The organism is Novosphingobium sp. 32-60-15, from assembly GCF_002280675.1.
In the GTDB taxonomy this organism is placed as follows: Bacteria; Pseudomonadota; Alphaproteobacteria; order Sphingomonadales; family Sphingomonadaceae; genus Novosphingobium.
Genome location: NZ_NCEN01000008.1, coordinates 88,429 through 113,429 on the forward strand (window position 1 = coordinate 88,429; position 25,001 = coordinate 113,429).

Genomic DNA, 25,001 nt, shown 5'->3' on the forward strand with positions numbered 1-25,001 from the left:
CGCTGAACGATTGCGCAAGGGAGACGCCATGAAGCCGATTGAAACCATCATGCGGACAGCGCCGGTCATTCCGGTTCTGGTGGTCGAGGATGTGGCTCACGCGCTCCCCATCGCACGCGCGCTGGTCAAGGGCGGCTTGCGCGTTCTTGAAGTCACGCTGCGCACCGCTGCTGCGCTGGATGTTATCCACGCGATGAAGGCTGTCGAAGGCGCGATTGTTGGTGCGGGCACGGTGACCAATCCCGATGAACTCAAAGCCGCGATTGATGCGGGCGCCGAATTTATCGTTTCGCCAGGGTTGACTGATAATCTTGGCAAAGCGGCCGTCGCATCGGGCATTCCGTTCCTGCCGGGTATCGCGTCAGCCGGTGATATCATGCGCGGTCTTGATCTGGGGCTTACCCATTTCAAGTTCTTTCCCGCCTCCACATCGGGCGGGCTTCCCGCGTTGAAGGCGCTGGCCGGACCGTTCTATCAATGCCGCTTCTGTCCAACCGGCGGCATTACGTCTGCCACTGCGCCCGAATGGCTGGGTTTTGATCCGGTATTGTGTGTTGGCGGCAGTTGGGTGGTTGGCAAAGGCATGCCTGATGAAGCGGCGATTGAAGCTGCTGCGCGCGAAGCAGTCGCGCTAGGGCGATAACGAATTCAGAGGAAATCAGCGAACATGAAAACGGTCGCCAAGCTCAGGGCTAGGTTGCAGAAACTCCATGAGCGGACGGCCGAAACGCCGCTGTTCAATCCCGTTTTCCAGTTAAGCCACGATTTGTCGCGCCTGCTGGAAGATGGCGGCTTAAGCCTTGATGATCTCGACAGCCTTGTGGCGGAAATGGAATGCGAGGCGCTGCAAAGCCGCGCTGTGCGGCTGCGTCGTCTGATCGCGCCGACAGCGGCGGCAGAAAACCTGTCGTGCATTGCCGCGATCAACCCGGAAGAGGCAGGATTTTCGGACTTCCGCACCCGCTGGGAAAAGCCGCTGCTCCACGCAGTGTTCACGGCGCATCCCACGTTCCTGCTCAGCCCTGCGCAAGCCGATGCGGTTGCCACCGCTGCACTTAATGATGATCCGCAGGCATCAACGGTTTGCACTGTCCCGTCAGTCGGTCCTGCGATTACGCTGGAATTTGAACACATTGAAGTTTGTGCCGCGATTGAACGCGCGGCGGCAGCACGTGACAAGATCAACGCCACGCTGCTTGCCCACGCCCGCCAGCGCTGGCCAGGCCGCTGGCTTGATTTCCGCCCGCTGCCATTCCGGTTTGCCACGTGGGTGGGCTATGACATGGATGGCCGGACCGACATCGGCTGGACCACATCCATCGCCTTCCGCTTGCGCGAAAAGGCCCGCCGTCTGGCAAGTTACGCCTCTTGTCTGAGGGCGATTGACGACACGCATGGTTTGCTGGCGACGCTTGATGCGGCGCAATCCTATTCGGCAGACATGGCAGAATTGTTTTCGACCAATCTTGAAGCGCCAGACAATCTGGCCGCTGCAGCCAACCGGTTAAGCGCGGATGATCCTGCCAAACTGCTCAGCCTTTCTCCGCTGATCGAGGCGCTTGAAGCAGAAGCAAAGGCGGCTTCAGAGGATAAGGCGATTGCGCTGGCAACGCTTGCTGCTGCCATGCGCGCCGATGGCCTTGGCATTGGCTGGATCCACTTCCGCGTCAACGCCTCGCAACTTCACAACGCCTTGCGCCGCCGGATTGACCCTGAAGGCACGCTTGACCTAGGCAGCAAAAGCGCACTGTCGCGGTTGCGTGAATTGCTTGGCGAGGTGAAGCCATTGCGCGTCAACTTCGGCGCGCTGGCCATCGAAACAAGCACGGCGATGCGCCAGTTCCTGGTCATGGCCAAGATGCTCCAACACATCGATGCCGATGCGCCGATCCGCATGTTGATTGCCGAATGCGAACAGCCGCAAACCGTTTTGGCTGCGCTCTATTTCGCCAAGTTGTTCGGTATCGAAGGCAAAGTTGACGTTTCTCCCCTGTTCGAAACGGAAACCGCGCTGGAACACGGTGGCCGCTTCCTTGAAGCGCTATTAGCCGAGGAATCGTACCGTGCCTATGCTCGTGCTCGTGGGCGCGTCTCGATCCAGACCGGATTTTCCGATGCTGGCCGTTTCATGGGCCAGCTTCCCGCCGCGCTCGCCATTGAACGCCTGCAGGGCCGCCTTGCCGAAGCGATGAAAAACAACGGGCTGACCGATGTTGCTGCGTTGATTTTCGATACACACGGGGAATCGATGGGGCGCGGCGCGCATCCATCCGGCCTTGCTGATCGCCTCACATGGCCGCTGTCAAACTGGGCGCGCCGCCGATTTGCGCGTGCCGGGATCACGCTTGAGCCCGAGGCCAGCTTCCAAGGCGGCGATGGCTATCTGTTTTTCCGCAACGATGATCTGGCGTTGGCAACGCTCACCCGCATTGCCGAAGCAGAGGGCAAGGACCTTGATCTGACGGCCAAGGACCCGTTCTATGACCGCACCGATCTCAGCCTTGATTTCTACCGGTCGATCCGCCGGGTGCAGCGCGAACACCTTGAAAGCGCGACGTATTCCCGCGCTTTGACCGCGTTCGGATTGGGGCTGCTCAAGTCCACTGGCAGCCGCGTTTCGCGCCGCCAGTCCGATGTCGGTAGTGACCGTACGATGAGCTTGCGCCAGATCCGCGCCATCCCGCATAACGCCATCCTTCAGCAGATCGGCTATCCGGTAAACGTCATCGCAGGTGCGGGTACGGCTGCTGGCGAAGAGATGGAATCGGTTGCCGAACTGCTTGGCCGGTCAGACCGTGGCAACCAGTTGGTGCGCCTGTTGCGCGCGGCCAATGGACTGGCCTCGATCAAGACCGTGGCGGCGCATGGTGAACTGTTCAATTCTGCCTATTGGGCTAGCCGCCCTTATCGCGGCACTGAAACCGCGCTGGAAACCGCCTGCCTTGCACTGGCGGAGTATCTGACCAAGGACGACCGCGCTGGCGTCTTCCGCCGCCTGACCTCGCGGTTGCGGGTTGATTGGATGAAGCTCCACCGCTTGCTCTCGCTGGTGCCGGGCCACCGGCAAGGCCGCGATCCGGTGCAGGATGCAGATCGCCGAAGCATCGGCTTGCTTCAATCGCTGCGTCTTGCGCTGCTGATGCACATGTTCTTCCGTGCCGTGCAAGTCCCGCCTTTTGCGCGATCAAACGACGTGAGCCGCGACGATGTGCTGGAAATGGTGCTGTCTCTGCGTGTGGATGATGCGCTGGCCCAATTGCGCCGCGCCTATCCCGTCATCGAACCTGAAATCACCGATTTTGCCGTGGACGAACCCACCGACTATCCCGATCATCGCGGTGAAGACTATGGCGCCATCCGCGCACGCTTCATCGACCCGATTGAGCGCGCCCACGCGCTGAACATTCGCATCGCGGTGGCCATCGCAAACTACTTCGGCGCGCACGGATAACCATCTTCTCCCTCACGTCATCGCGGCAATTCCCCAAACCACGCCGGTCAGCAAAAATACGCCCGCAATATCAAGCGCAAATCCCGCCTTGATCATCGACCGCATGGAGCAATGCCCCGTAGCCCACGCCAACGCGTTCGGTCCGGTTCCCGCGGGCAGCATAAAGCCCCATGTGGCGGCAAAGGCGGCGGGCAGGGCGAGCAGAATGGGATCAGCGCCCAATGCTGCAACCAGCGCCGCCACCACCGGCATAATACCGCTGGCCGCCGCAATATTGCTGGCAAATTCCGTCACCAGAATAACGAACGCGACCAGCACGAGTGCGACTACGGGCAGAGGCACATATTGCAATGGTAGCAACATCTTGCCCATCCACAACGTCAAGCCGGACTCTGTCATGCCCATCGCCATGGCCAAGCCGCCGCCAAACATCAGCACCACGTCCCACGGCGCGCGGTTCGCCTCTGGCCATGTCAGCATCGCACGGCCCGAACCGTCTGGCAGGACAAACAGCACCAGCCCCGCAATCGCTGCAATAGAGCCATCGGTCAGCCCGCCTTTGGGGAAAAACCCTTCGAGCCATGGCTGCAGCACCCACGCGATAAAGGCGAACATCACGACCGGCATCAAACGTCGCTCGGCGCTGGACCAATGCGCCGAATGGTCAATAGCGTTGCGCGCTGACACCGGATCAAAGCTGTCCTTGTCCAATCCTTGCACCCGCGCAATGATCCATGCGGCCAAGGGAACCGCCAGCAGCGCAATCGGTACGCCATACATCGCCCAGCCAAGGAAGGTGATCTGCGTGCCCAGCGTCTTTTCGATCAGCCCCGCGGCAATGGCATTGGTGGGCGTGCCGATCATCGTGGCAAGGCCGCCCAGTGATGCCGAAAAGGCAATGCCCATCGGCAAAGCGCCCGCCATGCCAGCGGTTTCACCCTCACGCACGCCGCCTGCGGCCAGCATCGCCAGCGCCATTGGCATCATGATGAGGGCGGTGGAGGTGTTCGAGATAAAGCTTGAAAGCACCGCAGTGGCTACCATCACGCCCAGCAGCAATTGCCCCGGCTTTGCCCCGGCAAAGCTCATGATAAATAGCGCGAGCCGCCGGTGCAGGCCCGTGCGTTCTATTGCCAAGGCCAGAAATGCCCCGCCGACGAACAGGAACATGATCGGCGAATAATAGGATGACGCCGTTTTGTTGGCATCCGCAACGCCGGTCAGCGGCAAGACAAGGAATGGCAGGAACGCCGTGGCCGACAGCGGCAAAGCTTCGGTCATCCACCATGCGGCCATCCACCAGACGAGGCCCGCTGCGCTCCACGCCGTATCGGGCATGCCAGCAGGCGGTGCGATCAAGAGCGTCACCACCATGCCCAGCGGTCCGGCAATCAATCCGATCTTGCGCGCGTCGATCACCAGTTAAAGGCTCCCCGTTCATCCCCGCGCTTGCCCTAGCAGAGCCAGCGCACAAAGCGAACGGGCAAGCCGGCTAGCGCGCTAAATTAGGCAGGGCATGCAGCGGCGGGAATACCGCTTCAACCGGCTTTGAATCAGGTACGATATAAACGTATCCGCCCTTTTTGCCGAACTGCTGGCGAATTTTTGCATAAGCCGCCTTGGGCACGTTGATGCAGCCAAAGGTCACGCGATTGTCGTCGATGGCTTCGGACAGCATCCGCTCGCGGCGCTTTTCTTTCGAGTTGCCGGTGGGAATTGTGTGAATGGCAACCGACGTCGCATAATCCACCCACAACACCTTTTGCCATCCTGCCGCCACGCCGAATTTGGCCAAAAACCGTCCGGCGGGCGTCATTTTTTCAGCAGGACCGATTTCGGATAAATTCTTTGAACCAATACCGGGCGTCGCCTCGTCACCCAAGGCAATGCCCAGCAAAACCGGGGCCTTGGCCAAAAGCTTGTCCTTGGCGTCATACAGGAACATCGCCGCCGACGGCTTGTCTATGATGATATAGGGCAGGCGGGCATGATCGCCCGAAGTTGCAACCCAACGTGTTACGCGAAAAGCAGCCTCCGATCTGTCCGCTTCTGTGGTTTGAGTTTGCGACGTTTCTGAAGCAACAGGGGCTATCATCGTCTGCGCGGCTGTGCCGGGGGCAGATTGGATAAGCGCAAGACCTGCAAGCGCCAAAATACCGTGGTTCATCGATTGTCGCACTCAAATCATCAGTAAACGGGCAGATCGGAAGCTGTGTTCACTTAGTTGCGCGGACGCTTGCGCTGCGCTTCAACCATGCGCTGTTCAACGCCATCGACGCGGCCAGTCAGCGCATCAAGGCGCTGCGTATTGGTCTGGGCCTGTCCGGCAGCAGCCTGAGCTTCACCGCGTGCTGCACGGGCAACACCGTCAGTTTCAGCAACGCGGCCTTCCAGTGCGCTTACGCGCTGATCGACAATGGCAACCTGTTCACGCACGTAGCTTTTGGTGGCGCAACCACCGAGGCCAAGTGAACAGGCCATAATGCCAAGGGTGGAAATGACTTTTACAGAAGTAATCATGCAGGGAATCCTTAGTTAACGAACCATGCCTAATACGGACGGGATCAAACATCGGGCATGTTTGTTTCGTTGGGACGTGCATGGATCAGGGCGGGTTGCGCTGTGTTGTGGGAACACGCGCCAAGCCGCCCCCCGCTGTCGGCCAATGGAAAGGGGCGCACCTTCCGGCACGCCCCAAATCCTTCAGAATGCGGCTCTAAACGCTTATTTCGGCGCAAGAACCATTAGCATCTGGCGGCCTTCCATGCGGGGGAAGGCTTCAATTTTCGCAATTTCAGCCACGTCGTCCTGCACCTTGCGGAGCAGGTTCATGCCGATCTGCTGATGCGAGAGTTCACGGCCACGGAAACGCAGCGTGATCTTCACCTTGTCGCCATCTTCGATAAACCGCACCACGTTACGCATTTTCGTATCGTAGTCATGGTCATCGATGTTTGGACGCATCTTGATCTCTTTGATCTCCTGCGTCTTCTGGCTCTTGCGTGCAGCGTTGGCCTTCTTCTGCGCCTCATACCGGAATTTGCCGACATCGAGGAACTTGCAGACCGGCGGATCAGCCGTAGGCGATACTTCGACAAGGTCGAGGCCAACAGAGGCAGCCTGATCGATTGCTTCGCGGGTGTACATGACACCCAGGTTCTCGCCATTTTCGTCGATCACGCGCACTTTGGGCACGTTGATCATCTGGTTAAAGCGAGGCCCGCTCTTGACGGGGGGCGCCATACTGCGCCGGGGTGGGGGAGCTATTGTGCTTTCTCCTGCAGTTTAAACAAAAAGTCGATTGGCGCGCTCATATCACAATGTGCGCTTAGATAAAGCGCGCATTACGCCCATTGCATAACCATTCTGGTCATGCGGCACAGCGCCACAGCGCAAAGCGGGCCAGACGGTCACCGGCCGGAACGATGGCATCAATTGCTTGGGCAGGTTGCAATGCTGCCAGAATGGCCGGATCGGCTGCATCCATACCGCCCGTCAAAGCGCCAAAAGCGGGCAAAATCAGGCGGTTTTCGCTGGCTACGGCACATGGGCGGGCAATGGAGCGACCGCGCACTTTAACCCGCAATTTGGGGTGGAAGTGGCCTGAAACTTCGCAACCCGCTTCTCCTTTGCGGGCAATATGGCGCAGCAAAATGCCGCGTGCAGAAAGTTCGTCCACCACCGTTCCGCCGGGCGCGCTGGCGTCTTCATCGTGATTTCCGGTAATCCAGACCCAGTCTATGGTGCGGGTGAGGGCATCCAGCATGCCCGCAGCGTGGGGTTCAAGCCGGTCCACCCCGCCCGAGTCGTGGAACGAATCGCCCAGACAATAGACCCGCCTTGCACCGGTTGCCTTCACTGCTTCGGCCAGACGCTCCAGCGTCGCCCTGCTGTCATAAGGAGGAAGCATCTGGCCATGACGGGCAAAGAAGCTGGCCTTCTCCAAATGCAAATCGGCCACCAGTAACGCGTTTTCCTCAGCCCAGAACAATGCTCTGGATGCGCCCAGCCGGAATTCCTGTTGTGCGAACGAAAAGGGAACCATGACACCCCCTTGCCGGATGGCGTTTCCCTTGGCAAGTACCGTATCCATGACCGACTGGACCACCAACACCGCCCAAGCCCGCACATGGTTTGAATCGCTGCGGGACCGCATCTGTGCCGAATTCGAAGCAATCGAGCGCGAGGCAGGTTCCGATGCCAGCTTCGCCTATACGCCGTGGAACCGCGAAGCCGATGGCGAAGCGGTCGCCAATGGCGGCGGCGGTGTCCAGGGGTTGATGAAGGGCAAGATCTTCGAAAAGGTCGGTGTCAACGTCTCGACCGTACAGGGTGAATTTTCTCAGGAATTTGCAGGCACGATCAACGGTGCCAGTGCTGAAACACCGGGCTTTACCGCCACCGGCATCAGCCTTGTCGCCCACATGGCCAACCCGCATGTGCCCGCAGTCCACATGAACACGCGTTTCCTGACCACCAGCAAGGCCTGGTTTGGCGGCGGGGGTGATCTTAATCCGCCAATCCCGTATGACGAAGACACCGCAGACTTCCACGCCAGTTACAAGGCGGCCTGTGACGCACATGATCCGGAATATTACCCGCGTTTCAAGAAGTGGGCGGATGATTACTTCTATATCCCCCACCGCAAGGTTCATCGCGGTGTTGGCGGGATCTTCTACGATCACCTTGAATGTGCCGATCAGGCTGCGTTCGAGGCGAACTTTGCCTTTACCCGTGATGTCGGTGATGCGTTCCTCAACATCTTCCCGACACTTGTCCGCCGTCGCATGGGCATGGACTTCAACGCGGCTGAAAAGCTGCAACAGTTGGAATATCGCGGGCGCTATGCGGAATTTAACCTCGTTTGGGATCGGGGCACGCTGTTCGGGCTGAAGACCGGCGGCAATATCGACGCAATCCTGATGAGCCTGCCTCCCGAAGCCGTCTGGACCTGAAAGCATGAAGGTTGATGGCGAACCATTGGGCGAGGGCTATTTCAACGTCCGCGCCGGTGATCTTGCTTGCATTGTCACCGCGCTTGAAATGCGTGAGCCGCCCGCAGACTTGCGCCGCCTGACGCCCGAAGATGATGTGCCGATCCAGCTTGTCCGGTGGAAAGACTGCACACCTGAAAAGTACCGAATGCTTTACAAACGCGTGGGCGGGCCGTGGTTGTGGTGGTCACGACTTATTAAGAACGATGCCGAACTATCTGAAATTTTGTCAGATTCGCGTGTGCATCTGTTCGCAGTTGTTGATCGTGCCCGCGTGGAAATCGGCATTGTCGAACTCGATTTCCGGACCGAGGGCGAATGCGAGATCGTGTTTTTCGGACTGATCCCCGGCGCGACGGGCAAAGGTCTTGGCAAATGGCTGATGCGCAAGGCGTTGCAGATGGCTTGGGCCAAAGCGGTATCACGCGTCTGGTTGCATTCCTGCACCAATGACGATCCCCGCGCCGTACCGTTCTATATGTCGCGAGGGTTCAAGCCCATCGCCCGTTTCGTCGAAGTCTATCGCGATCCAAGGCTATGCGGGCTCTACCCTGAGGAGACCGCACCCAAAATCGCGCTGATCACTGGCTGATAAGCCGATTGGCGCTCCCGCACCAGATTGCCCAGACCAACACTGCTAAGGCCATCTGCTGCGGCAAATACAGTGTGAAGATCGCGGCAAAACGTCAAGATTGGGGCAAAGCGCGTGTTTGCCCTTGCGAACTGCCTGCAGTTTCGCCCATCTTACATGACAGATGCTCCGCCAGTATGAACTTGTCGAACGTGTGCTTGCCTATGATCCCGATGCGGATGAGGCAATGCTGAACCGCGCCTATGTGTTTACCGTCCAGAAACACGGCACCCAAAAGCGCGCTAGCGGCGACCCCTATTTCTCGCACCCGGTAGAAGTCGCGGGCCTGATGACCGAGCTGAAGCTCGATCAGGACACGATTATCACTGCACTGCTGCACGATACGGTCGAAGACACGCTGACCACGGTCGCCGATATCGAGCGTTTATTCGGCCCCGATGTCGCGCGGCTGGTCGATGGCGTAACCAAGCTCTCCAAAATCGAAACGATGAGCGAGAGCGAGCGCGCGGCTGAAAACTTGCGCAAATTCCTGCTGGCGATGAGCGAGGACTTGCGCGTCCTGCTCGTCAAACTGGCTGATCGTCTGCACAATATGCGTACGCTGCATTACATCCGCAGCGAGGAAAAACGCCGTCGTATCTCGCGTGAAACTATGGAAATCTATGCCCCGCTGGCCGAGCGTGTGGGCATGTACGAATATATGCGCGAGATGCAGTTGCTCGCATTCGAACAGATCGAACCTGAGGCCTATGCTACGATCACCGGGCGTCTGGCAGCCATCCGCAGCGAAGAGGGCGCGCAAGTTGATGCCATCGCGCTGGAAATCAAAAAGGTGCTGGCGGGCGAGGGCATGCGGGTCGAGATTTCGGGCCGCGAAAAGCATCCCTATTCGATCTGGCGCAAGATGGCTGAACGCCACGTGTCGTTCGAACAGATCAGCGATATCATGGCCTTCCGCGTGCTGACCGAAAACGAAGACGATTGCTACAGGGCCTTGGGCTTGCTGCATCGGGCGTGGCAAATGATCCCGGGGCGTTTCAAGGATTACATCTCGACGCCCAAGATGAACGGCTATCGTTCGCTGCACACGTCTTTGATATATTCCAATGCGATGCGTGTCGAAGTTCAGATCAAAACTCGCGAAATGCACCAATTGAACGAATTCGGTCTGGCGGCGCACTGGTCTTACAAACAAGGTAGCCGATCGGACGGGCAAGTTGGCTGGTTGCGCGATTTGATCGAAATTCTTGAATCCAGTCACGACGCCGAAGAATTGCTCGAAAACACCAAGATGGCGATTTATCAGGATCGCATCTTCGCATTCACGCCCAAGGGTGCGCTGTTCCAGTTGCCCAAAGGCTCAACCCCGATTGATTTCGCATTTGCGGTTCACACCAATTTGGGCGCCGCTGCGGTCGGTGCCAAAATTAATGGCCGTCACGTGCCGCTGCGAACGGCGCTGGGCAATGGTGACGTGGTGGAAATCATCAAAAGTCGCAATTCCGAACCGCAATTGTCATGGCTTGGCTTTGTCGTTACCGGCAAAGCCCGCGCCGCGATCCGCCGCTTTGTCCGCCAGAAAGAGCGGGGCGAGGTCGCCGCCATCGGTCGCAAGCTCTACGAGGAAATCGTCGAGCGGCTATCGACCAAAATCGGCAAGAAAGCGCTGGCTGATGCGGTCAAGCGCTTGAAAATGGCGACTGAGGAGGACTTCATGTTCGCCATCGGTTCAGCCAAAATTGATGACCGGCAAGTGATGGAAGCGCTCGTTCCCGGCAGCGCGGCCAATTTACCGCAAGAAAACTGGCCCAGCCAGCAACGCGCCATCGCGGTGCGTGGCTTGACGCCGGGCATGGCGTTCAAGCTGGCCGATTGCTGCCATCCCGTACCCGGTGACCGCATCGTTGGTTTGCGCCGTCCGGAAAAGGGCGTGGAAGTCCACGCGATTGATTGCATGAAACTGGCCGATGGCGTCGACGCCGATTGGATTGATCTGTCGTGGGATGCGCGTACCGATGGCGCGGTTGGACGCTTGCGCGCCGAATTGTATAACCGCCCTGGAACGCTTGCTGAAATGGCGGGTATCTTTGCCAACAATCACGCCAACGTGGTCAATCTTGAGATGACCCAGCGCGAAAACCCGTTTCACACTTATGAAGTCGATCTTGAAGTGCGTGATCTGGCGCATCTGACCCGGATCGTCAGCGCCTTGCGCGCCAGCGACGCTGTGGCACAGGCCGAGCGGATCTAACCGGCCAGCTTCACATCAACGGACTGCGCATTCAATTCTGCGGCGCCGAAGATTGTCAGGAACGCGACGTCTGCGGCATCTCGCCCGACACCGATGATCACGGTCTTGGCCGGATCAGCCATGCCGGTGGCGTCCACCAGATGCCAGCCTCCGTCCAGCCAGACTTCGGCGAGCGCATGGAAGTCGGGCGGAGTAACGCCGGGCGTATAAGCGCTGACCATCCGCGCCGGAATTCCAAGACCACGCACCAGTGCGATCAACAAATGCGCGTAATCGCGGCACACGCCTTCACGGGACAGAAAAGTGTCTAGCGCGGTTGTCGCTCCATGGCTTGCGCCGGGGACATAAGTAAGGTGTCCGGCGATCCATTCGGTGACGGATGAAACCATCATCCCGCCGCTCATCCCACCGAACTGGTCCATCGCAGTTACGTGCAGCGTATCAACCGGACAATAGCGTGAAGGCAGGAGATATTCGACCACGCCTGCGGGCAAGGACGGCAGCGGATCGGCAGCAAGCGCTGCGAGTACCGAAGCCTGACGCTTGACCGTTACTTGCGCATCATAGGATACGGTAAAGCCGCTCACTGGTTCAAGCCACGTTCGTTCGCCCACATTGTCATGCGCTGCTATAGCCCGCGTGGATACAGGCGGCGTGACGACAAGCGATGCTGTGCGCACTTCCTGACCGGGAAGCGCCGCAGCCGCAATTTGCATCAGCACCGGCGCACATTCGCGCATTGTGTAATCAAGCCGTACGGAAAGGGTTATGTCTTGAGCCATGGATGCCCCTATCCGCAGGTGTGCCAAAGGTTCCGGTCAGCGGTGCGGATAATTGGCACAATTCAGACGGGATGACCGGCCGCTTAGCGTTTGTGGTGCATTGTGCATAGGGGCAGCCAAGTAAGGCGGGGACAACCGGCGCAACGCGAAAGCGGACAAACCGCACGTTCGATTTTGACCTTGTGCCTGATCTGCGGTATCAAGCTTCCATAATAGAGTTCGACCGCGCCGGGTTGGGGTGCGCTGTCTCTTATTATCTATGCGCAGAGCGGTTGACGTTGCTTGCGAAACGGCTTAAGCGCGCCTTTCACTCACTTCCGGCCATAGTATGCGTTATCGGGATTAAACCCCTGAAACCCCGCAGATTATCCGGTTTCCCGAGTGTTTTTCGCGATGAGATAGGGCCAGCGGCGCGAGTCGCTTGTGTCCTGTGGAGCAAAACGGAGAATCAAGTGGCTCGTATTGCCGGGGTAAACATCCCCACCAACAAGCGCGTTATTATCGCGCTCACCTACATCCATGGTATCGGGCCTCACAAGGCCAAGCAGATCGCCGACAAGCTGGGAATTGACCACAGCCGTCGTGTGCAAGACCTGTCGGATGCCGAAGTCCTCCAGATCCGCGAAACGATCGATGCCGATCATAACGTGGAAGGCGATCTTCGTCGCGAAGTTGCGATGAACATCAAGCGCCTGATGGACCTCGCATGCTATCGTGGTCTGCGTCACCGTAAGGGCCTGCCGGTCCGCGGACAGCGCACGCACACCAACGCCCGCACCCGCAAGGGTAAGGCCAAGCCGATCGCCGGCAAGAAGAAGTAAGACCCGAGAAGGGCTTTCTTCCGTCCCAGATTATCGAGGATAGAGATCAATGGCACGCGAACCTCAGCGCATTAAGCGCCGCGAGCGTAAGAACATCACAAGCGGCGTTGCGCATGTAAACGCCAGCTTCAACAACACCATGGTGACCATCACCGACGCACAGGGCAACGCGATTTCGTGGTCCTCGGCCGGCATGATGGGCTTCAAGGGCAGCCGCAAGTCGACACCGTATGCAGCGCAGGTCGCTGCAGACGATGCTGGCAAGAAGGCTGCTGAACACGGCGTCCGCACCCTCGAGGTCGAGGTCAAGGGCCCCGGTTCGGGTCGTGAAAGCGCGCTCCGTGCACTGCAAGCGGTCGGATTCACCATCACGGCTATCCGCGATGTGACCTCGATCCCGCACAACGGCGTTCGTCCTTCGAAGCGTCGTCGCGTCTAATTTGCCTTCGGTGGGTGGTGGCGCTGGTACCGGCGCTTTCACCCACCCAATACCTCGACCGGATACGGATAATTCGTCCGATGTCCGGCAAGCCCGCACAAACCCCAGGGGAATTCCATGACTGTCAACATCAAGAACTGGCAGGAACTGAAGAAGCCCAACAATCTCGAGATCAAACCGGGCAACGATCCCAAGCGTCGCGTGACTTTTGTCGCTGAACCGCTTGAGCGTGGCTTTGGTCTCACCCTCGGCAACGCGCTCCGCCGCGTGTTGTTGTCATCGCTGCAGGGCGCAGCCGTTACCTCGATCAAGATCGAGAACGTACTTCACGAGTTCTCGTCGCTTGCCGGCGTGCGTGAAGATGTGACTGACATCGTTCTGAACGTGAAGCAGATCGCATTGAAGATGCAGGGCGAAGGCCCCAAGCGTCTCCAGCTTTCGGCAACCGGCCCGGGCGAAGTCAAGGCAGGCGACATTGCAGTTACCGGCGATATCGAAGTCCTCAACAAGGACCTCGTCATCTGCAATCTTGATGAAGGCGCAACCTTCAACATGGAACTGACGGTTGATACCGGCAAGGGCTATGTCCCTGCTGTTGCCAATCGCCCGGTCGATGCACCAATCGGTCTTATCCCGGTTGACTCGCTTTATTCGCCGGTCCGTCAGGTGTCCTACAAGGTCGATAATGCCCGCATCGGACAAGAGCTTGACTACGACAAGCTTAACCTCACCGTTGAAACCGATGGTACGGTAACGCCTGAAGACGCAGTGGCTTATGCTGCGCGCATCCTTCAGGACCAGTTGTCGCTGTTCGTCCACTTCGATGATCAGGTTCCTGTTGGTCATGTTCCTTCGGTATCGGGCGGCGTTGCCACCCACGCACCGGAAGAAAGCGATGCCAACCAACTCAACCGTTACCTTCTCAAGAAGGTCGACGAATTGGAGCTGTCGGTCCGCTCGGCCAATTGCCTCAAGAACGACAACATCATCTATATCGGCGATCTGGTCCAAAAGACCGAAGCCGAGATGCTGCGCACGCCGAACTTCGGCCGCAAGTCGCTCAACGAAATCAAGGAAGTTCTCTCCTCGATGGGTCTGCGCCTCGGCATGGACATTCCTGGCTGGCCGCCAGAGAACATCGAAGAAATGGCCAAGAAGCTCGAACAAGAGCTTTTGGGTTAAAGATAATCGGGGCGTTCTTCGGAACGCCCCGATTTTTGGGTGATTTGGCGGCAACCTGCAATAGCCGCCTGTTTCGGGGTACCTTGTACGGCCCCCCTACGAACTGAAGGGAATACCCATGCGTCATAAAATTGGCCAGCGTAAGCTGGGTCGTACATCTGCCCACCGTATGGCGATGCTCCGCAACATGGCGGCGGCATTGATCAAGCATGAGCAGATCACCACGACCACGCCAAAGGCACGCGAGCTGCGTCCTTACCTTGAAAAGCTGATCACGCTGGGCAAGAAGGGCGGCCTTTCGAACCGTCGTCTTGCACATGCCCGTCTGGGTGACGATACGCAGCTTACCAAGCTGTTCACAGTGCTGGCTGAGCGCTATGCGACTCGTGACGGCGGCTACACCCGCATCATCAAAGCCGGCTACCGCGCTTCGGATGCCGCGCCAGTCGCCGTGATCGAACTGGTGGACCGCGATACTTCGGCCAAGGGTCAGGACTCAGGTCCGGTAATGACCGCTGACGAAGACGAATACGAAGCCGCGTAATAGCGCTTCGGTTCATAACAAGTTAGAACAACGGGCGGGGCAGCAATGCCACCGCCCGTTTTTCGTTGTAGAGGGCTGAGGGGCAAATGACGTCTCTCTCTTTCACAGGCGAGCGTTGGGAGAGGGGGCAAAAAACACACCTCGATTGTCCGTCATGATTTTTTCGGTACGGCTGTTTCGCAAATCTTTCTGTCGATAGTCCATGCTGTGTAAATTCGTTCGGGCTTGCTTGCGTGAACACGAATGTCAGCTAGTTTCCTTCGCAACCGGAAAGACCAAACTGAAAGTGCCTACATGCCATCCATCCGCACCTTGCTCGCAGCCTCGGCTGCCACGCTTGTTGTCACGCCAGCTTTTGGGCAAAGTGGAGAGGCCATAATGCACTATCCCGCCACCCAACGTGGCAGCGCAGTTGAAACGGCTTTTGGGGAGAAGGTTGCCGATCCTTACCGCTGGCTTGAAGCCGATGTGCGCGAGGACATAACGGTGGCCGCGTGGGTGGAAGCGCAAAGCCGCTTTACCGCTGATTACCTTGCCAAATTGGCAGAGCGACCGGCATTTGAAGTGCGTCTTAAAACGCTGTTTGATTTCGAACGCATCGGCATGCCGGTAAAGGCGGGCAGTCTCCTGTTTTTCCGCCACAACTCCGGCTTGCAAAACCAGTCCGTGCTCTATGTCCGCAACGCTGATGGCAGCGGTGAACGCCGCGTACTGATTGATCCGAATACTTGGGCTAAGGATGGCGCGACCGCGCTTGACGATTGGCAGCCTTCCAAGGATGGTGCGCGCCTTGCCTTTACAGTGCAGGATGGGGGATCGGATTGGCGCACCGTCAAATTCCTCGATGTCGCCACCGGAACCACCCTTCCCGAGACGCTGGAGCACGTGAAGTTCTCTGCGCTGGCGTGGGCTGGCAGTGGCGGCGTCCTCTATTCACGCTTCCCCGCGCCGAAACCGGGTGAGGCGTTCCAGGCTGTGAGTTCCAACCAATCAGTGTGGTATCACCAGATCGGCACCGATCAGTCGGCAGACAAACTGGTCTATGCCACGCCCGATAACCCGCGCCTCTATCATTCCGCCGCCGTCACCCATGATCAGCGCTGGATGGTCATTTCGACCAGCACCGGCAGCGAAAAAGGCAATGCGGTGGGCGTTGCGGCCATCGGCAAGGGTGATTGGACGGTGCGACCGTTGGTCACTTTGCTGAAGGACGAATGGAGCCTGATCGACGGCATCGGCGATACGCTGTGGTTCATGACCAGCAAGGATGCGCCACGCAAACAGGTGGTGATGGTTGATCTTTCGGGCGCGGAACCGGCGATCATGATCGTTGTCCCAGAAGATGAAGCTGTGCTTGATGGCGCGAGCATTGTTGGCGACAAACTGGTGCTCAATTATTTGCGCGATGTGAAGGCTGAACTGCGGCTTGCCAATCTGGACGGGAAGCCCGCCGGAACGCTGGCGCTTCCCGGCATCGGGAGTGTAAGCGGGGTGCAGGGCGAACCGGGGGACGCCCAAGGCCACTTCGTGTTCAGCGGCTTCACCCAGCCTGCCACCGTTTACAGCTTTGATGCTGCCAACCCCGCTTCGACCAGCGTTTGGGCCGCGCCCAAGCTGACGTTCGATCCCGCGCGCTTTGAAACGCGGCAGGTGTTTTATCCATCCAAAGACGGCACAAAAATTCCGATGTTCGTCGTCCGCCGCCAAGATTTGGACGGGCCATTGCCGACGATCCTGTACGGCTATGGCGGCTTCAACATCTCGGTCCTACCCGGCTTTTCGGCAGCGCGCATGGCATGGCTCGAAGCGGGCGGGGCCTATGCCGTGGCCAACATTCGCGGTGGCGGCGAATATGGAGAGGCGTGGCACCTTGGCGGCAAAGGCGCGACCAAGCAGAACGTATTCGATGATTTCATCGCTGCGGGCGAATGGCTGAAGGCCAATGGTGTGACGGCCAAGGATGGCTTGGCGGTTGAAGGTGGTTCCAACGGTGGTTTGCTGGTGGGCGCGGTAGTTAACCAGCGGCCTGACCTGTTCGCCGCCGCCCACCCTGCCGTCGGCGTGATGGACATGCTGCGCTTCGACAAGTTCACCGCGGGGCGCGAATGGGTGTTCGATTATGGCTTCCCCGAAAAGGAGGCCGACTGGCGGCGGCTCCGCTCCTATTCCCCCTATCACAACGTGAAATCTGGTTCGGCCTATCCCGCAACCCTGACCACAACTGCCGATACCGATGACCGCGTCGTTCCCGGCCACAGCTTCAAATATGCTGCCGCGCTGCAAGCGGCGGACATCGGGCCAAAGCCTCACCTGATCCGTATTGCCACGCGCGCAGGGCATGGCGCTGGCACACCCGTTTCAAAAATGATCGAGGAATCGGCTGACGTTTATGCGTTTCTTGCCCACTGGACCGGCCTGAAACCACAAGACTGATCTTAAGTTCACTTGGCAATTCATCTCGCAGATCTCGTCTTAAGCTGCTATGAAGGCAGCAATAATGATTTGGGAAAAGGATCTGACAAGGCAACGCGCCATTGGTGCGATTGCAGCACTGTCTTTATTTTGGGCAGCCGCGCCATTGCGCGCCGAAAACGCAGCGGAAATTGCCAGCTTACCCGGATCAAGCGGCGCATCATCGGCAATTCCGCCATCACGCATGATCTTGCAGCGCAGCGCCTATCCCGTCACCCGCATAGACGGACTGGTTGAGCAGCCGTTCGGTGAGCGCGTTGCAGATCCCTTCCGTTGGCTTGAGGCTGATCCCGGCAAGGATGCCGATGTGGCCAAATGGATTGCGCGCCAGAACGCGCTGTCTACCGATTACCTAGGCAATCTGCCGGGCCGCGACCACTTCGCCGCGCGCATCCGCAGCCTGTTTGATTATGAGCGCTACGGCCTGCCGCGCAAAGCCGGTAGCCGGTACTTTTATTCGCGCAATTCAGGCCTGCAAAACCAGTCTGCTCTGTGGGTGCGCAAAGGCGTAGATGGTGCGCAAAGCTTGCTGGTGGACCCGAACACTTGGAGCGCAGACGGATCGCTGGCGCTGGCGCAATGGGAGCCATCACCGACAGGCCGGTTCCTCGCTTTTGCTGAACAAGAGGCGGGCAGCGATTGGCGCACCTTGCGCGTGGTTGAGGTGTCAACAGGCAAAGTGCTGGAAGAGCGGCTGTCCTGGGCCAATGACACGGAGATCGCATGGATTGGCGATGAGGGTTTCCTCTACTCCCGCTTTCCCGCGCCTGTGGCAGGTGAAGACCCGCGCGCGCCCCGCTTCAACAAGGCCGTGTGGTATCATCGCGTCGGAACAGGGCAGGGGGAGGACCAACACGTCTTCGCAACGCCAGACCATCCCGAATGGAGCCACAAGGCGCAAGTGACAAGTGACGGGCGCTGGGCAGTTATCATCAGCGAAGTCAGCACAGACAAGCGCAACGCGGTTCATTTGATCCCGCTAACAGGGCGTCAGGCAGGATCGTGGGTGTCGGTGCCGCTCGTGCCCGAGATTTCCAACCATTGGCGGATGGTGGCCGGGATTGGTGATAAGCTGTGGTTTCTGACAGACCTTGCCGCGCCCGAATTTCATCTGGTCAACATTGATTTGGCGCGGGCGAAGTCCGGCTGGAAAGTGGTTGTGCCGCAGCGTGCCAACAAGCTTGAAGGCGCGCGGATGATTGGTGATCGATTTTTGCTGTCCTACTTGCAGGACGGGCAAAGCGTTGCTGTTATGACTGACCGTCAGGGCCGCCCGGGCAAGGCAATTACGCTCAACGGTATTGGCACGGCTAGCGGTTTTGGCGGGCGTCCGGGCGATCCTGAGACGTTCTATCAGTTCAGCAGTTTTGCCACGCCGCCTGCGATTTACCGGATGGATTTGCGTAGCGGTGCCGTAACCCCCTTTGCCGTACCGAAGATGGCGTTTGATCCGGCAGACTTTGAGGTTGAACAACGCCGTTTCGCATCAAAAGATGGCACGCAGGTACCGATGTATGTCGTGCGCAAACGCTCTGCTGCCAAGGCGGGAACCGCGCTGCCGACGCTGCTTTACGGCTACGGCGGGTTCGACATATCGTTGACGCCGGGCTTTTCGCCGGTGCGGATGGCCTGGCTTGAGGCAGGCGGCGCCTTTGCACTTGCCAATATCCGGGGCGGGGGCGAATTCGGTCGCAACTGGCATGAGGCGGGGCGGCGCGAAAATAAGCAAAACAGCTTTGATGATTTCATCGCGGCGGGTGAATATCTGATCCGTGAAGGCATAGCTGCGAAAGGCGCGCTGGCGATTCAGGGGGCTTCGAACGGCGGCCTGCTGGTGGGCGCAGTGGTCAATCAACGGCCCGATCTGTTTGCCGCAGCCAATCCGGATGTTGGCGTGATGGACATGCTGCGGTTTGACCGGTTCACTTCGGGCAGGTTCTGGGTCGACGATTACGGTAGACCCGACCGTGAGGCCGATTGGCGCACGCTGCGGGCCTATTCGCCTTATCATAACATTTCCGGCGGCAAGGCCTATCCCGCCATTCTGGTGACGACAGCTGATAACGATGACCGGGTCGTGCCGGCGCACAGTTTCAAGTATGTCGCGGCATTGCAAGCCGCGCAGATTGGTGACCGGCCCCACTTGTTGCGCGTCGAGGCGCGGGCAGGCCATGGTGCGGGCAAGCCGGTCGACAAAGTGATCAGTACCGGTGCCGACGTGCTTTCCTTTCTCGCGTACTGGACAGGCTTGCCAAGCGAACCGGGCGCGCAATAAGGTTGTTCATGTAAAGATCGCTTTTTGTGAACAAAAGCTGTCATGCCGGTTCAGCGTCCTATCACGGCGAATCAGGCAGAACTTCATTCGTGGCGGGAATTGCCCCGCCCGATACGAAGGATGGCAAGCATGAAGACGTTTACCAAAGCCCTCGTCGGAACAGCCGCCGTCGCTGCGGTTGCGGTGTCTTCGGCTGCACCTGCCATGGCGCGCGATCACCGCGGCGGCATTGACGGCGGCGACATTATTGCTGGTGCGCTGGTCATCGGCGGCATTGCCGCGATTGCCGCTGCGGCCGGTAACAACAATCGTTACGATGATGGCCGCTATGGCTATGGTGATGATTGGAACGGTCGCAACGACTGGAATAATCGCGGCAATCGCAACGGTTTTTACGGACAGGGCAATGTGCGCGGGGCAATTGAGCAATGTGTGCGAAACGCCGAAAGAACTGCATCGCGTTTCAGCTATGGCAGAGCTGATGTGACAGACGTTCGCGACATCCGCCAGACGCGCTGGGGCTATGAAGTACGAGGACGCATCGCCGTCAACGCCAATGGCCGCGACTGGCGCCGTGGTGATCGTGACTATGGTCGTGGCTGGAACGGTGATTATCGCGGCTGGGACAATTCGCTACGCGGCTATGATGCCGGATCGTTCAAGTGCCGGGTCGAACGTGGCCGCGTGGTAGATATCGACTATAGCGGTATTCGCGGTCTGTAAGGGTGGCGAAAGCCAAGGACAGCGGCGGTTCAGGTGCGTGAAAGCCTGAACCGCCTATCTCTTTATCGCATTCGGGCGGGGGTAACAGATATGATTGGCAAATTTGCAAAGGTGGCAGTTGCGATGGCAGGTTTGGCCACGGCCATGTTGCCACTGGCAGCAGAGGCACAGGCCCGGCCGGGCTGGGGCGGCGGACGGCATTGGCGCGGGGATCGCGGGATTGATGGCGGCGATGTACTGGCCGGATTGCTGATCATCGGCGGCATCGCAGCCATAGCCAGCGCAGCCAGCAAATCAAACAATCGCACTGTCCCGCGCGATCAGGACTATCGCGAGCAGAACCCGCAATATCGCAATGATCCCGTGCCGAGCGCGCCCGACCAGGGCGAAGATTGGCGTCAAAACGGCGGTCAAGGTGGCTTTGACCAGCGTGCAACCCGCAATATCAACGATGCCGTTGAGCGCTGCGTCGATGAAGCATCGCGCCGCGGCGAAGTTGAGGAAGTTTACGATGCCTCGCGCAGCGGCGGCGGCTATCGCGTGGCAGGGACGTTGCGCGGCGGTGACGAGTTTTCTTGCGAGGTTTCGGGTCAAGGCGGCGTGCAGCTTGACGTGCGCCGTGGCCAGCCTTGATCATTTTTGTGGTAGCGGGCCTGCAATTCTTTTGCAGGTCCCTTGCAGCGCGAGCGTGGGCTGACTATCGGCTAGGGAAGAGCTTCTATTGAAGGATTCATTGGCCCATGACCACTTTCGACGACCGCGAAAAGGCTTTTGAAGCCAAATTCGCCCGTGACGAAGAAATGATGTTCCGCTTGCATGCCCGCCGCAACCGCCTTTTGGGTGTTTGGGCAGCTGAACGCATGGGCCTCGACGCTGCTGAGACAGAAGGTTACGCCAAATCCGTTGTGCAGGCGGATTTTGAAGAAGCGGGTGACGAAGATGTCGTGCGCAAGTTGTTGGGTGATTTAACGTCTGCCGGAGTTGAGATTGACGAGGCTGAAATCCGCCTCGCACTTGATGCGAAATCGGTTGACGCACGTCGGCAGTTGATGGGCGAATCCTGATGGCGATGGCCGCTGACGAGATCGCAGCCATGATCCGCACGGCGTTGCCTGATGCGGAAGTCGAAATAACCGATTTGGCCGGAGACGGTGACCATTACGCCGCGCGCGTTGTGTCGGCAAGCTTCGCCGGTCTCCCGCGTGTAAAACAGCACAAGCTGGTTTATGAAGCGCTAGGTGGCCGGATGGGCGGCGTGCTTCATGCCTTGCAACTGACCACCGCCGTTCCCAACTGAGAACGGCGCGAAAGGAACACGATCCCCCATGTCCAACACCACCGAAGAACGTATCGCCGAAATCGTCAACGGCAACGATGTTGTCCTGTTTATGAAGGGTTCGCCGTTGTTCCCGCAATGTGGCTTTTCCAGCAAAGCCATTGCCATTTTGGAGCATCTGGGCGTGGAATACGCCAGCGTCGATGTGTTGCAAGACATGGAAATCCGTGGCGGAATAAAAGCGTACTCTGATTGGCCGACAATACCCCAGCTCTATGTAAAGGGTGAATTTGTCGGCGGTTCTGACATCATGATGGAGATGTTTGAAGCAGGCGAACTTCATCAACTGATGGAAGATAGCGGCGTAAAACCCGCCTGATCTTTCTCAAGTTCATGGTTTATCCAAAAGCGCGGTCGGCAGTTTGTCGGTCGCGTTTTTTGTTGTTCGGACTTTGGGGGGGGCCCGGGAGAGGCGGAGCCATATTGCCCGGGGGGACTGGCTCCGCCTCGAGAAGAACATACTCTTCGGGACAGCAGGAAGTATGCATGAGCCGTGCCAAACTTTAAAAAGGCAAGGGAACTGGGCTAAGCAGGCGGTGGGCAGCGCACGGATTCACACCAAGTGTAAAACAATCCGACATGCTGTGCCGACTTGGCAAGTGTCCTTCCAGCAGACATGGTGGGTCTGATGGAAACACATGATCTTGAACCTGAAAACCTGCTGGCCAGAACAGTTCCGGCGGCAACTGTTGTCATTTATCGGCGAAATTCTGCTGGGGGACCGGCGCAGTTGCTGATGGTTGAGCGCAACGCCAGCCTTGCGTTCGCCGGGGGGGCCACGGTTTTTCCAGGAGGCAAAGTGGATCCCGCCGACCGACTACTGGCCGCGCAGTTGGGCGGAGATCACGATCTTGGCGCGGCGCGTGTTGCCGCCGTGCGCGAGACACTGGAGGAAACCGGACTGGTCATAGGCATTGAGGGCCGGGTTGACGGTGTGATCGCCGCAAAAGCGCGGCGTATGTTGTTGGCTGAAGGTAATCTTGCGCCGGTGCTTGATGCCTTTGGCTGGACTTTGGTGCCGGATCGACTTGTACCGTTTGCGCGCTGGTGGCCGAGGCATCGTGCCGAAAGAATTTTTGATACGCGCTTCTTTCTTGCCGATTTGGGGACTGGCGCAGTCGACATTGAAGTTGATGCCACTGAAAACCGTCATTTATTCTGGGCTAGTGCTGCAGAAGCACTTGAACTTGCCGAAAGAGGAAAGATCAGAATTATTTTTCCAACCCAACGCAACCTTGAACGTTTGGCATTGTTCGATACTTTTGACGCCGTTCGTGCACATGCGGAAGTATTTCCAATTGACGCGATTAGCCCTTTTGTTGAAATACGCGACGGTAAGCGTTGGTTGATGATCCCGGACGGCTATGGCTACCCTGTTTTGGGCGAACCGATTGAGACGGCAAATCGCGGCTAGGAGTTGGACCCAATGGCTGTTGAGATTGGGTTAAGGATTTGGTGTGTAAGGTTTATCCGAGGTGTCATCATGTCCCAACCGCAAGCTTTGCCCGCCGAAGTCATCGTTCCAAACTCGCAACCGACTGTCGTAATCGACAAGCCGGCGAATAAGCTGCGCGCGGCAAATCACATAGATTCGCCCATCGCGTCACCCGTTCACATGCTTCAAGACAAGTTGCAGCAGTTGGATGAGCCCAATAACGGCTCAGAATCAGCTTATGTCTATAAAGCCACCAAGGCACCCGCTTGGGTCCGAATGGCATTGCCGGTTACGCTATCGATAGCGCTTTGGGCCGGCATTTTGTATGTCGTCGGCGCCATCGATTAAGCAACTACCGCTGCTTATGGTGGTGTGGGGCTGATTGTTCCGATTGCTTGGTATTTTGCGGAAATTCTGAAACACGCCTCGTCTATTGGGGTGATTTTTACTCCACCTGATGCATGCCGAAAAAGCCTGGTTTTGTGGGCAGGCTCGGCCTTGCAACTTGTATCCCCTGCAACTAGCACCACGCCATGATTGCTCAAGTTGAACCCTTTCACGCTATCACCGTCAGCCGTCTCGCCCATGACATGGAGGCGGCAGGTCATAGCATCATCCACATGGAGTTTGGACAGCCATCAACCGGTGCGCCTGTCCGCGCCATCGCAGTGGCCCATGAAGTGCTTGATAATGAAGCGATGGGGTATTGGGAAAGTGTGCCGCTCAAGAACCGGATCGCGCGCCATTATGCAGATACTTACGGTGTGGAAGTTGATCCAGAGCAAGTAATCCTGACGTGTGGTGCATCACCAGCCTTTGTCATGGCGCTGTCGTGTCTGTTTCGTCCCGGTGCAAGGGTGGCTTTGGCGCGTCCCGGCTATGTGGCTTATCGCAACACATTGAAGGCGATGTACCTTGAACCTGTTGAATTGGATTGTGGAGAGGCCGAGCGGTTTCAAGTGACGGCGGCTGCGATTGACGCGCTCAATCCCGTGCCCGGCGGACTGATCATTGCCAGTCCCGCAAACCCGACGGGTACCATTATTGCGCCTGAAGAGCTGTCTGCCATTGCCGATGTATGCCGGCGCAAGGACATACGTGTTGTGTCAGACGAGATTTATCATGGCCTTGAATACAGCGGGCGAGCAGCATCGATGCTGGAACATTTGCCGCAAGCGGTGGTCGTCAACTCGTTCTCGAAATACTTCAGCATGGCAGGTTGGCGTTTGGGCTGGTTGGTGGTGCCGCCAGATTTGATCGGCGCTGCACGGGCGCGTATGGGCAACCTGTTTCTCACCCCGCCAGTCTTGGCGCAAAAGGCGGGGTTAATTGCGTTTGATTGCCGTGACGAGTTGAAGGGGCATGTCGAAACTTATGCGCGCAATCGGGCGATCTTGCTGGAAGCGTTGCCGAAAATGGGGCTGGGGCACATCGCTCCGCCTGATGGCGCATTCTATATTTACGCAGATGCCAGCGAATTTACCGAAGATAGCTTGGCGTTTTGCACGCAATTGCTTGGCGATACCGGTGTGTGCATTGCGCCGGGGATCGATTTTGATCCGGTCAATGGTCATCGTTTTATTCGTTTCAGCTTTGCCGTTTCAACACAGCTGATTGAAGAAGCGGTGCAGCGGATCACACCATGGTTCGCGCAACGACGGTTGTCGACGGGGCCCAGTTGATCATGAACAGATTCTCGAAAGA

Annotated in this window: 25 protein-coding genes; 19 read left to right on the forward strand and 6 right to left on the reverse strand. The window is 58.2% G+C overall.

What is annotated here, in order from left to right:
• Positions 1–28 precede the first annotated feature (28 nt).
• Together eda and B7Y89_RS08085 are read left to right on the forward strand one after the other, a co-directional pair.
• Positions 29–643 (forward strand): bifunctional 4-hydroxy-2-oxoglutarate aldolase/2-dehydro-3-deoxy-phosphogluconate aldolase, encoded by a 615-nt coding sequence (eda, locus tag B7Y89_RS08080; RefSeq protein ID WP_292937430.1) that lies wholly within the window; start codon positions 29–31, stop codon positions 641–643.
• Positions 644–667: 24 nt separating this feature from the next.
• On the forward strand, positions 668–3,451 hold the full coding sequence (locus B7Y89_RS08085; protein WP_292937432.1) for a phosphoenolpyruvate carboxylase: 2,784 nt from the start codon (positions 668–670) through the stop codon (positions 3,449–3,451).
• A gap of 12 nt (positions 3,452–3,463) precedes the next feature.
• On the opposite strand, the gene B7Y89_RS08090 is transcribed toward B7Y89_RS08085, so the two are convergent.
• From B7Y89_RS08090 to pdeM, 5 genes are all read right to left on the reverse strand, one after another.
• Positions 3,464–4,867 carry a DASS family sodium-coupled anion symporter gene (locus B7Y89_RS08090; protein WP_292937550.1) on the reverse strand — a complete coding sequence of 468 codons (1,404 nt, stop codon included), beginning with the start codon at positions 4,865–4,867 and terminating at the stop codon, positions 3,464–3,466.
• Between the two features lie 76 nt (positions 4,868–4,943).
• Positions 4,944–5,618, reverse strand: a complete 675-nt coding sequence (locus B7Y89_RS08095) for a L,D-transpeptidase (protein ID WP_292937434.1) — start codon at positions 5,616–5,618, stop codon at positions 4,944–4,946.
• A 53-nt stretch (positions 5,619–5,671) separates the two neighbouring features.
• Complete coding sequence (locus B7Y89_RS08100; protein ID WP_292937435.1) at positions 5,672–5,971, reverse strand: hypothetical protein; 300 nt, start codon at positions 5,969–5,971, stop codon at positions 5,672–5,674.
• 204 nt (positions 5,972–6,175) lie between these two features.
• Positions 6,176–6,694 (reverse strand): translation initiation factor IF-3, encoded by a 519-nt coding sequence (gene infC / locus B7Y89_RS08105; RefSeq protein WP_231468052.1) that lies wholly within the window; start codon positions 6,692–6,694, stop codon positions 6,176–6,178.
• Positions 6,695–6,821: 127 nt separating this feature from the next.
• Positions 6,822–7,496: a ligase-associated DNA damage response endonuclease PdeM gene (pdeM, locus tag B7Y89_RS08110; RefSeq protein ID WP_292937439.1), complete on the reverse strand. Its 675-nt coding sequence runs from the start codon at positions 7,494–7,496 to the stop codon at positions 6,822–6,824.
• Positions 7,497–7,542: 46 nt separating this feature from the next.
• On the opposite strand from pdeM, the gene hemF reads away from it, so the two are divergent.
• From hemF to B7Y89_RS08125, 3 genes are all read left to right on the forward strand, one after another.
• Positions 7,543–8,406, forward strand: a complete 864-nt coding sequence (gene hemF, locus B7Y89_RS08115) for an oxygen-dependent coproporphyrinogen oxidase (protein WP_292937441.1) — start codon at positions 7,543–7,545, stop codon at positions 8,404–8,406.
• Positions 8,407–8,410: 4 nt separating this feature from the next.
• Positions 8,411–9,037, forward strand: coding sequence for a GNAT family N-acetyltransferase (locus B7Y89_RS08120; protein ID WP_292937443.1), 627 nt, complete (start codon positions 8,411–8,413; stop codon positions 9,035–9,037).
• Between the two features lie 163 nt (positions 9,038–9,200).
• Entirely contained in the window at positions 9,201–11,288 is a 2,088-nt protein-coding gene (locus B7Y89_RS08125; protein ID WP_292937445.1) for a bifunctional (p)ppGpp synthetase/guanosine-3',5'-bis(diphosphate) 3'-pyrophosphohydrolase, read from the forward strand.
• Here B7Y89_RS08125 and B7Y89_RS08130 read toward each other — a convergent pair.
• Positions 11,285–12,070, reverse strand: a complete 786-nt coding sequence (locus B7Y89_RS08130; protein ID WP_292937447.1) for a transglutaminase family protein — start codon at positions 12,068–12,070, stop codon at positions 11,285–11,287. The genes B7Y89_RS08125 and B7Y89_RS08130 overlap by 4 nt on opposite strands.
• Before the next feature lie 452 nt (positions 12,071–12,522).
• Here B7Y89_RS08130 and rpsM point away from each other — a divergent pair, with 452 nt between their 5' ends.
• The 14 genes from rpsM (at position 12,523) to B7Y89_RS08200 (ending at position 24,979) form a co-directional block, all read left to right on the forward strand.
• The gene (rpsM, locus tag B7Y89_RS08135) at positions 12,523–12,891 is read left to right on the forward strand and encodes a 30S ribosomal protein S13 (RefSeq protein ID WP_292937449.1); all 369 of its coding nucleotides are present in this window, start codon (positions 12,523–12,525) and stop codon (positions 12,889–12,891) included.
• A 49-nt stretch (positions 12,892–12,940) separates the two neighbouring features.
• Positions 12,941–13,330, forward strand: a complete 390-nt coding sequence (gene rpsK, locus B7Y89_RS08140; RefSeq protein WP_054108060.1) for a 30S ribosomal protein S11 — start codon at positions 12,941–12,943, stop codon at positions 13,328–13,330.
• A 117-nt stretch (positions 13,331–13,447) separates the two neighbouring features.
• Positions 13,448–14,512 (forward strand): DNA-directed RNA polymerase subunit alpha, encoded by a 1,065-nt coding sequence (locus tag B7Y89_RS08145; RefSeq protein WP_292937451.1) that lies wholly within the window; start codon positions 13,448–13,450, stop codon positions 14,510–14,512.
• A 118-nt stretch (positions 14,513–14,630) separates the two neighbouring features.
• Positions 14,631–15,056: a 50S ribosomal protein L17 gene (gene rplQ, locus B7Y89_RS08150; RefSeq protein ID WP_292937453.1), complete on the forward strand. Its 426-nt coding sequence runs from the start codon at positions 14,631–14,633 to the stop codon at positions 15,054–15,056.
• A gap of 243 nt (positions 15,057–15,299) precedes the next feature.
• Positions 15,300–17,489, forward strand: coding sequence for a prolyl oligopeptidase family serine peptidase (locus tag B7Y89_RS08155; RefSeq protein ID WP_292937454.1), 2,190 nt, complete (start codon positions 15,300–15,302; stop codon positions 17,487–17,489).
• Positions 17,490–17,553: 64 nt separating this feature from the next.
• Positions 17,554–19,803 carry a prolyl oligopeptidase family serine peptidase gene (locus B7Y89_RS08160; RefSeq protein WP_292937456.1) on the forward strand — a complete coding sequence of 750 codons (2,250 nt, stop codon included), beginning with the start codon at positions 17,554–17,556 and terminating at the stop codon, positions 19,801–19,803.
• A gap of 129 nt (positions 19,804–19,932) precedes the next feature.
• Positions 19,933–20,526 carry a hypothetical protein gene (locus B7Y89_RS08165; protein ID WP_292937458.1) on the forward strand — a complete coding sequence of 198 codons (594 nt, stop codon included), beginning with the start codon at positions 19,933–19,935 and terminating at the stop codon, positions 20,524–20,526.
• Positions 20,527–20,616: 90 nt separating this feature from the next.
• A complete protein-coding gene (locus tag B7Y89_RS08170) occupies positions 20,617–21,159 on the forward strand; it encodes a hypothetical protein (protein WP_292937460.1) in 543 nt (180 codons plus the stop codon).
• 107 nt (positions 21,160–21,266) lie between these two features.
• Positions 21,267–21,590 (forward strand): DUF1476 domain-containing protein, encoded by a 324-nt coding sequence (locus B7Y89_RS08175; protein ID WP_292937461.1) that lies wholly within the window; start codon positions 21,267–21,269, stop codon positions 21,588–21,590.
• Complete coding sequence (locus B7Y89_RS08180) at positions 21,590–21,823, forward strand: BolA family protein (RefSeq protein WP_292937463.1); 234 nt, start codon at positions 21,590–21,592, stop codon at positions 21,821–21,823. Before B7Y89_RS08175 ends, B7Y89_RS08180 begins: the two co-directional genes overlap by 1 nt.
• Before the next feature lie 28 nt (positions 21,824–21,851).
• The gene (gene grxD / locus B7Y89_RS08185) at positions 21,852–22,181 is read left to right on the forward strand and encodes a Grx4 family monothiol glutaredoxin (RefSeq protein ID WP_292937465.1); all 330 of its coding nucleotides are present in this window, start codon (positions 21,852–21,854) and stop codon (positions 22,179–22,181) included.
• Positions 22,182–22,478: 297 nt separating this feature from the next.
• Complete coding sequence (locus tag B7Y89_RS08190; RefSeq protein ID WP_292937467.1) at positions 22,479–23,276, forward strand: NUDIX domain-containing protein; 798 nt, start codon at positions 22,479–22,481, stop codon at positions 23,274–23,276.
• Positions 23,277–23,288: 12 nt separating this feature from the next.
• On the forward strand, positions 23,289–23,645 hold the full coding sequence (locus tag B7Y89_RS08195) for a hypothetical protein (RefSeq protein ID WP_292937469.1): 357 nt from the start codon (positions 23,289–23,291) through the stop codon (positions 23,643–23,645).
• Between the two features lie 185 nt (positions 23,646–23,830).
• Positions 23,831–24,979, forward strand: coding sequence for an aminotransferase class I/II-fold pyridoxal phosphate-dependent enzyme (locus B7Y89_RS08200; RefSeq protein ID WP_292937471.1), 1,149 nt, complete (start codon positions 23,831–23,833; stop codon positions 24,977–24,979).
• The last annotated feature ends 22 nt before the right edge of the window (positions 24,980–25,001 follow it).

Coding starts and splice junctions, on each gene's coding strand:
- eda (WP_292937430.1), top strand. CDS start 29: ATGAAGCCGATTGAAACCATCATGCGGACAGCGCCGGTCATTCCGGTT.
- B7Y89_RS08085 (WP_292937432.1), top strand. CDS start 668: ATGAAAACGGTCGCCAAGCTCAGGGCTAGGTTGCAGAAACTCCATGAG.
- B7Y89_RS08095 (WP_292937434.1), bottom strand. CDS start 5,618: ATGAACCACGGTATTTTGGCGCTTGCAGGTCTTGCGCTTATCCAATCT.
- B7Y89_RS08100 (WP_292937435.1), bottom strand. CDS start 5,971: ATGATTACTTCTGTAAAAGTCATTTCCACCCTTGGCATTATGGCCTGT.
- infC (WP_231468052.1), bottom strand. CDS start 6,694: ATGGCGCCCCCCGTCAAGAGCGGGCCTCGCTTTAACCAGATGATCAAC.
- pdeM (WP_292937439.1), bottom strand. CDS start 7,496: ATGGTTCCCTTTTCGTTCGCACAACAGGAATTCCGGCTGGGCGCATCC.
- hemF (WP_292937441.1), top strand. CDS start 7,543: ATGACCGACTGGACCACCAACACCGCCCAAGCCCGCACATGGTTTGAA.
- B7Y89_RS08120 (WP_292937443.1), top strand. CDS start 8,411: ATGAAGGTTGATGGCGAACCATTGGGCGAGGGCTATTTCAACGTCCGC.
- B7Y89_RS08125 (WP_292937445.1), top strand. CDS start 9,201: ATGCTCCGCCAGTATGAACTTGTCGAACGTGTGCTTGCCTATGATCCC.
- B7Y89_RS08130 (WP_292937447.1), bottom strand. CDS start 12,070: ATGGCTCAAGACATAACCCTTTCCGTACGGCTTGATTACACAATGCGC.
- rpsK (WP_054108060.1), top strand. CDS start 12,941: ATGGCACGCGAACCTCAGCGCATTAAGCGCCGCGAGCGTAAGAACATC.
- B7Y89_RS08145 (WP_292937451.1), top strand. CDS start 13,448: ATGACTGTCAACATCAAGAACTGGCAGGAACTGAAGAAGCCCAACAAT.
- rplQ (WP_292937453.1), top strand. CDS start 14,631: ATGCGTCATAAAATTGGCCAGCGTAAGCTGGGTCGTACATCTGCCCAC.
- B7Y89_RS08155 (WP_292937454.1), top strand. CDS start 15,300: ATGTCAGCTAGTTTCCTTCGCAACCGGAAAGACCAAACTGAAAGTGCC.
- B7Y89_RS08160 (WP_292937456.1), top strand. CDS start 17,554: ATGATTTGGGAAAAGGATCTGACAAGGCAACGCGCCATTGGTGCGATT.
- B7Y89_RS08165 (WP_292937458.1), top strand. CDS start 19,933: ATGAAGACGTTTACCAAAGCCCTCGTCGGAACAGCCGCCGTCGCTGCG.
- B7Y89_RS08170 (WP_292937460.1), top strand. CDS start 20,617: ATGATTGGCAAATTTGCAAAGGTGGCAGTTGCGATGGCAGGTTTGGCC.
- B7Y89_RS08175 (WP_292937461.1), top strand. CDS start 21,267: ATGACCACTTTCGACGACCGCGAAAAGGCTTTTGAAGCCAAATTCGCC.
- B7Y89_RS08180 (WP_292937463.1), top strand. CDS start 21,590: ATGGCGATGGCCGCTGACGAGATCGCAGCCATGATCCGCACGGCGTTG.
- grxD (WP_292937465.1), top strand. CDS start 21,852: ATGTCCAACACCACCGAAGAACGTATCGCCGAAATCGTCAACGGCAAC.
- B7Y89_RS08190 (WP_292937467.1), top strand. CDS start 22,479: ATGGTGGGTCTGATGGAAACACATGATCTTGAACCTGAAAACCTGCTG.
- B7Y89_RS08195 (WP_292937469.1), top strand. CDS start 23,289: ATGGCTGTTGAGATTGGGTTAAGGATTTGGTGTGTAAGGTTTATCCGA.
- B7Y89_RS08200 (WP_292937471.1), top strand. CDS start 23,831: ATGATTGCTCAAGTTGAACCCTTTCACGCTATCACCGTCAGCCGTCTC.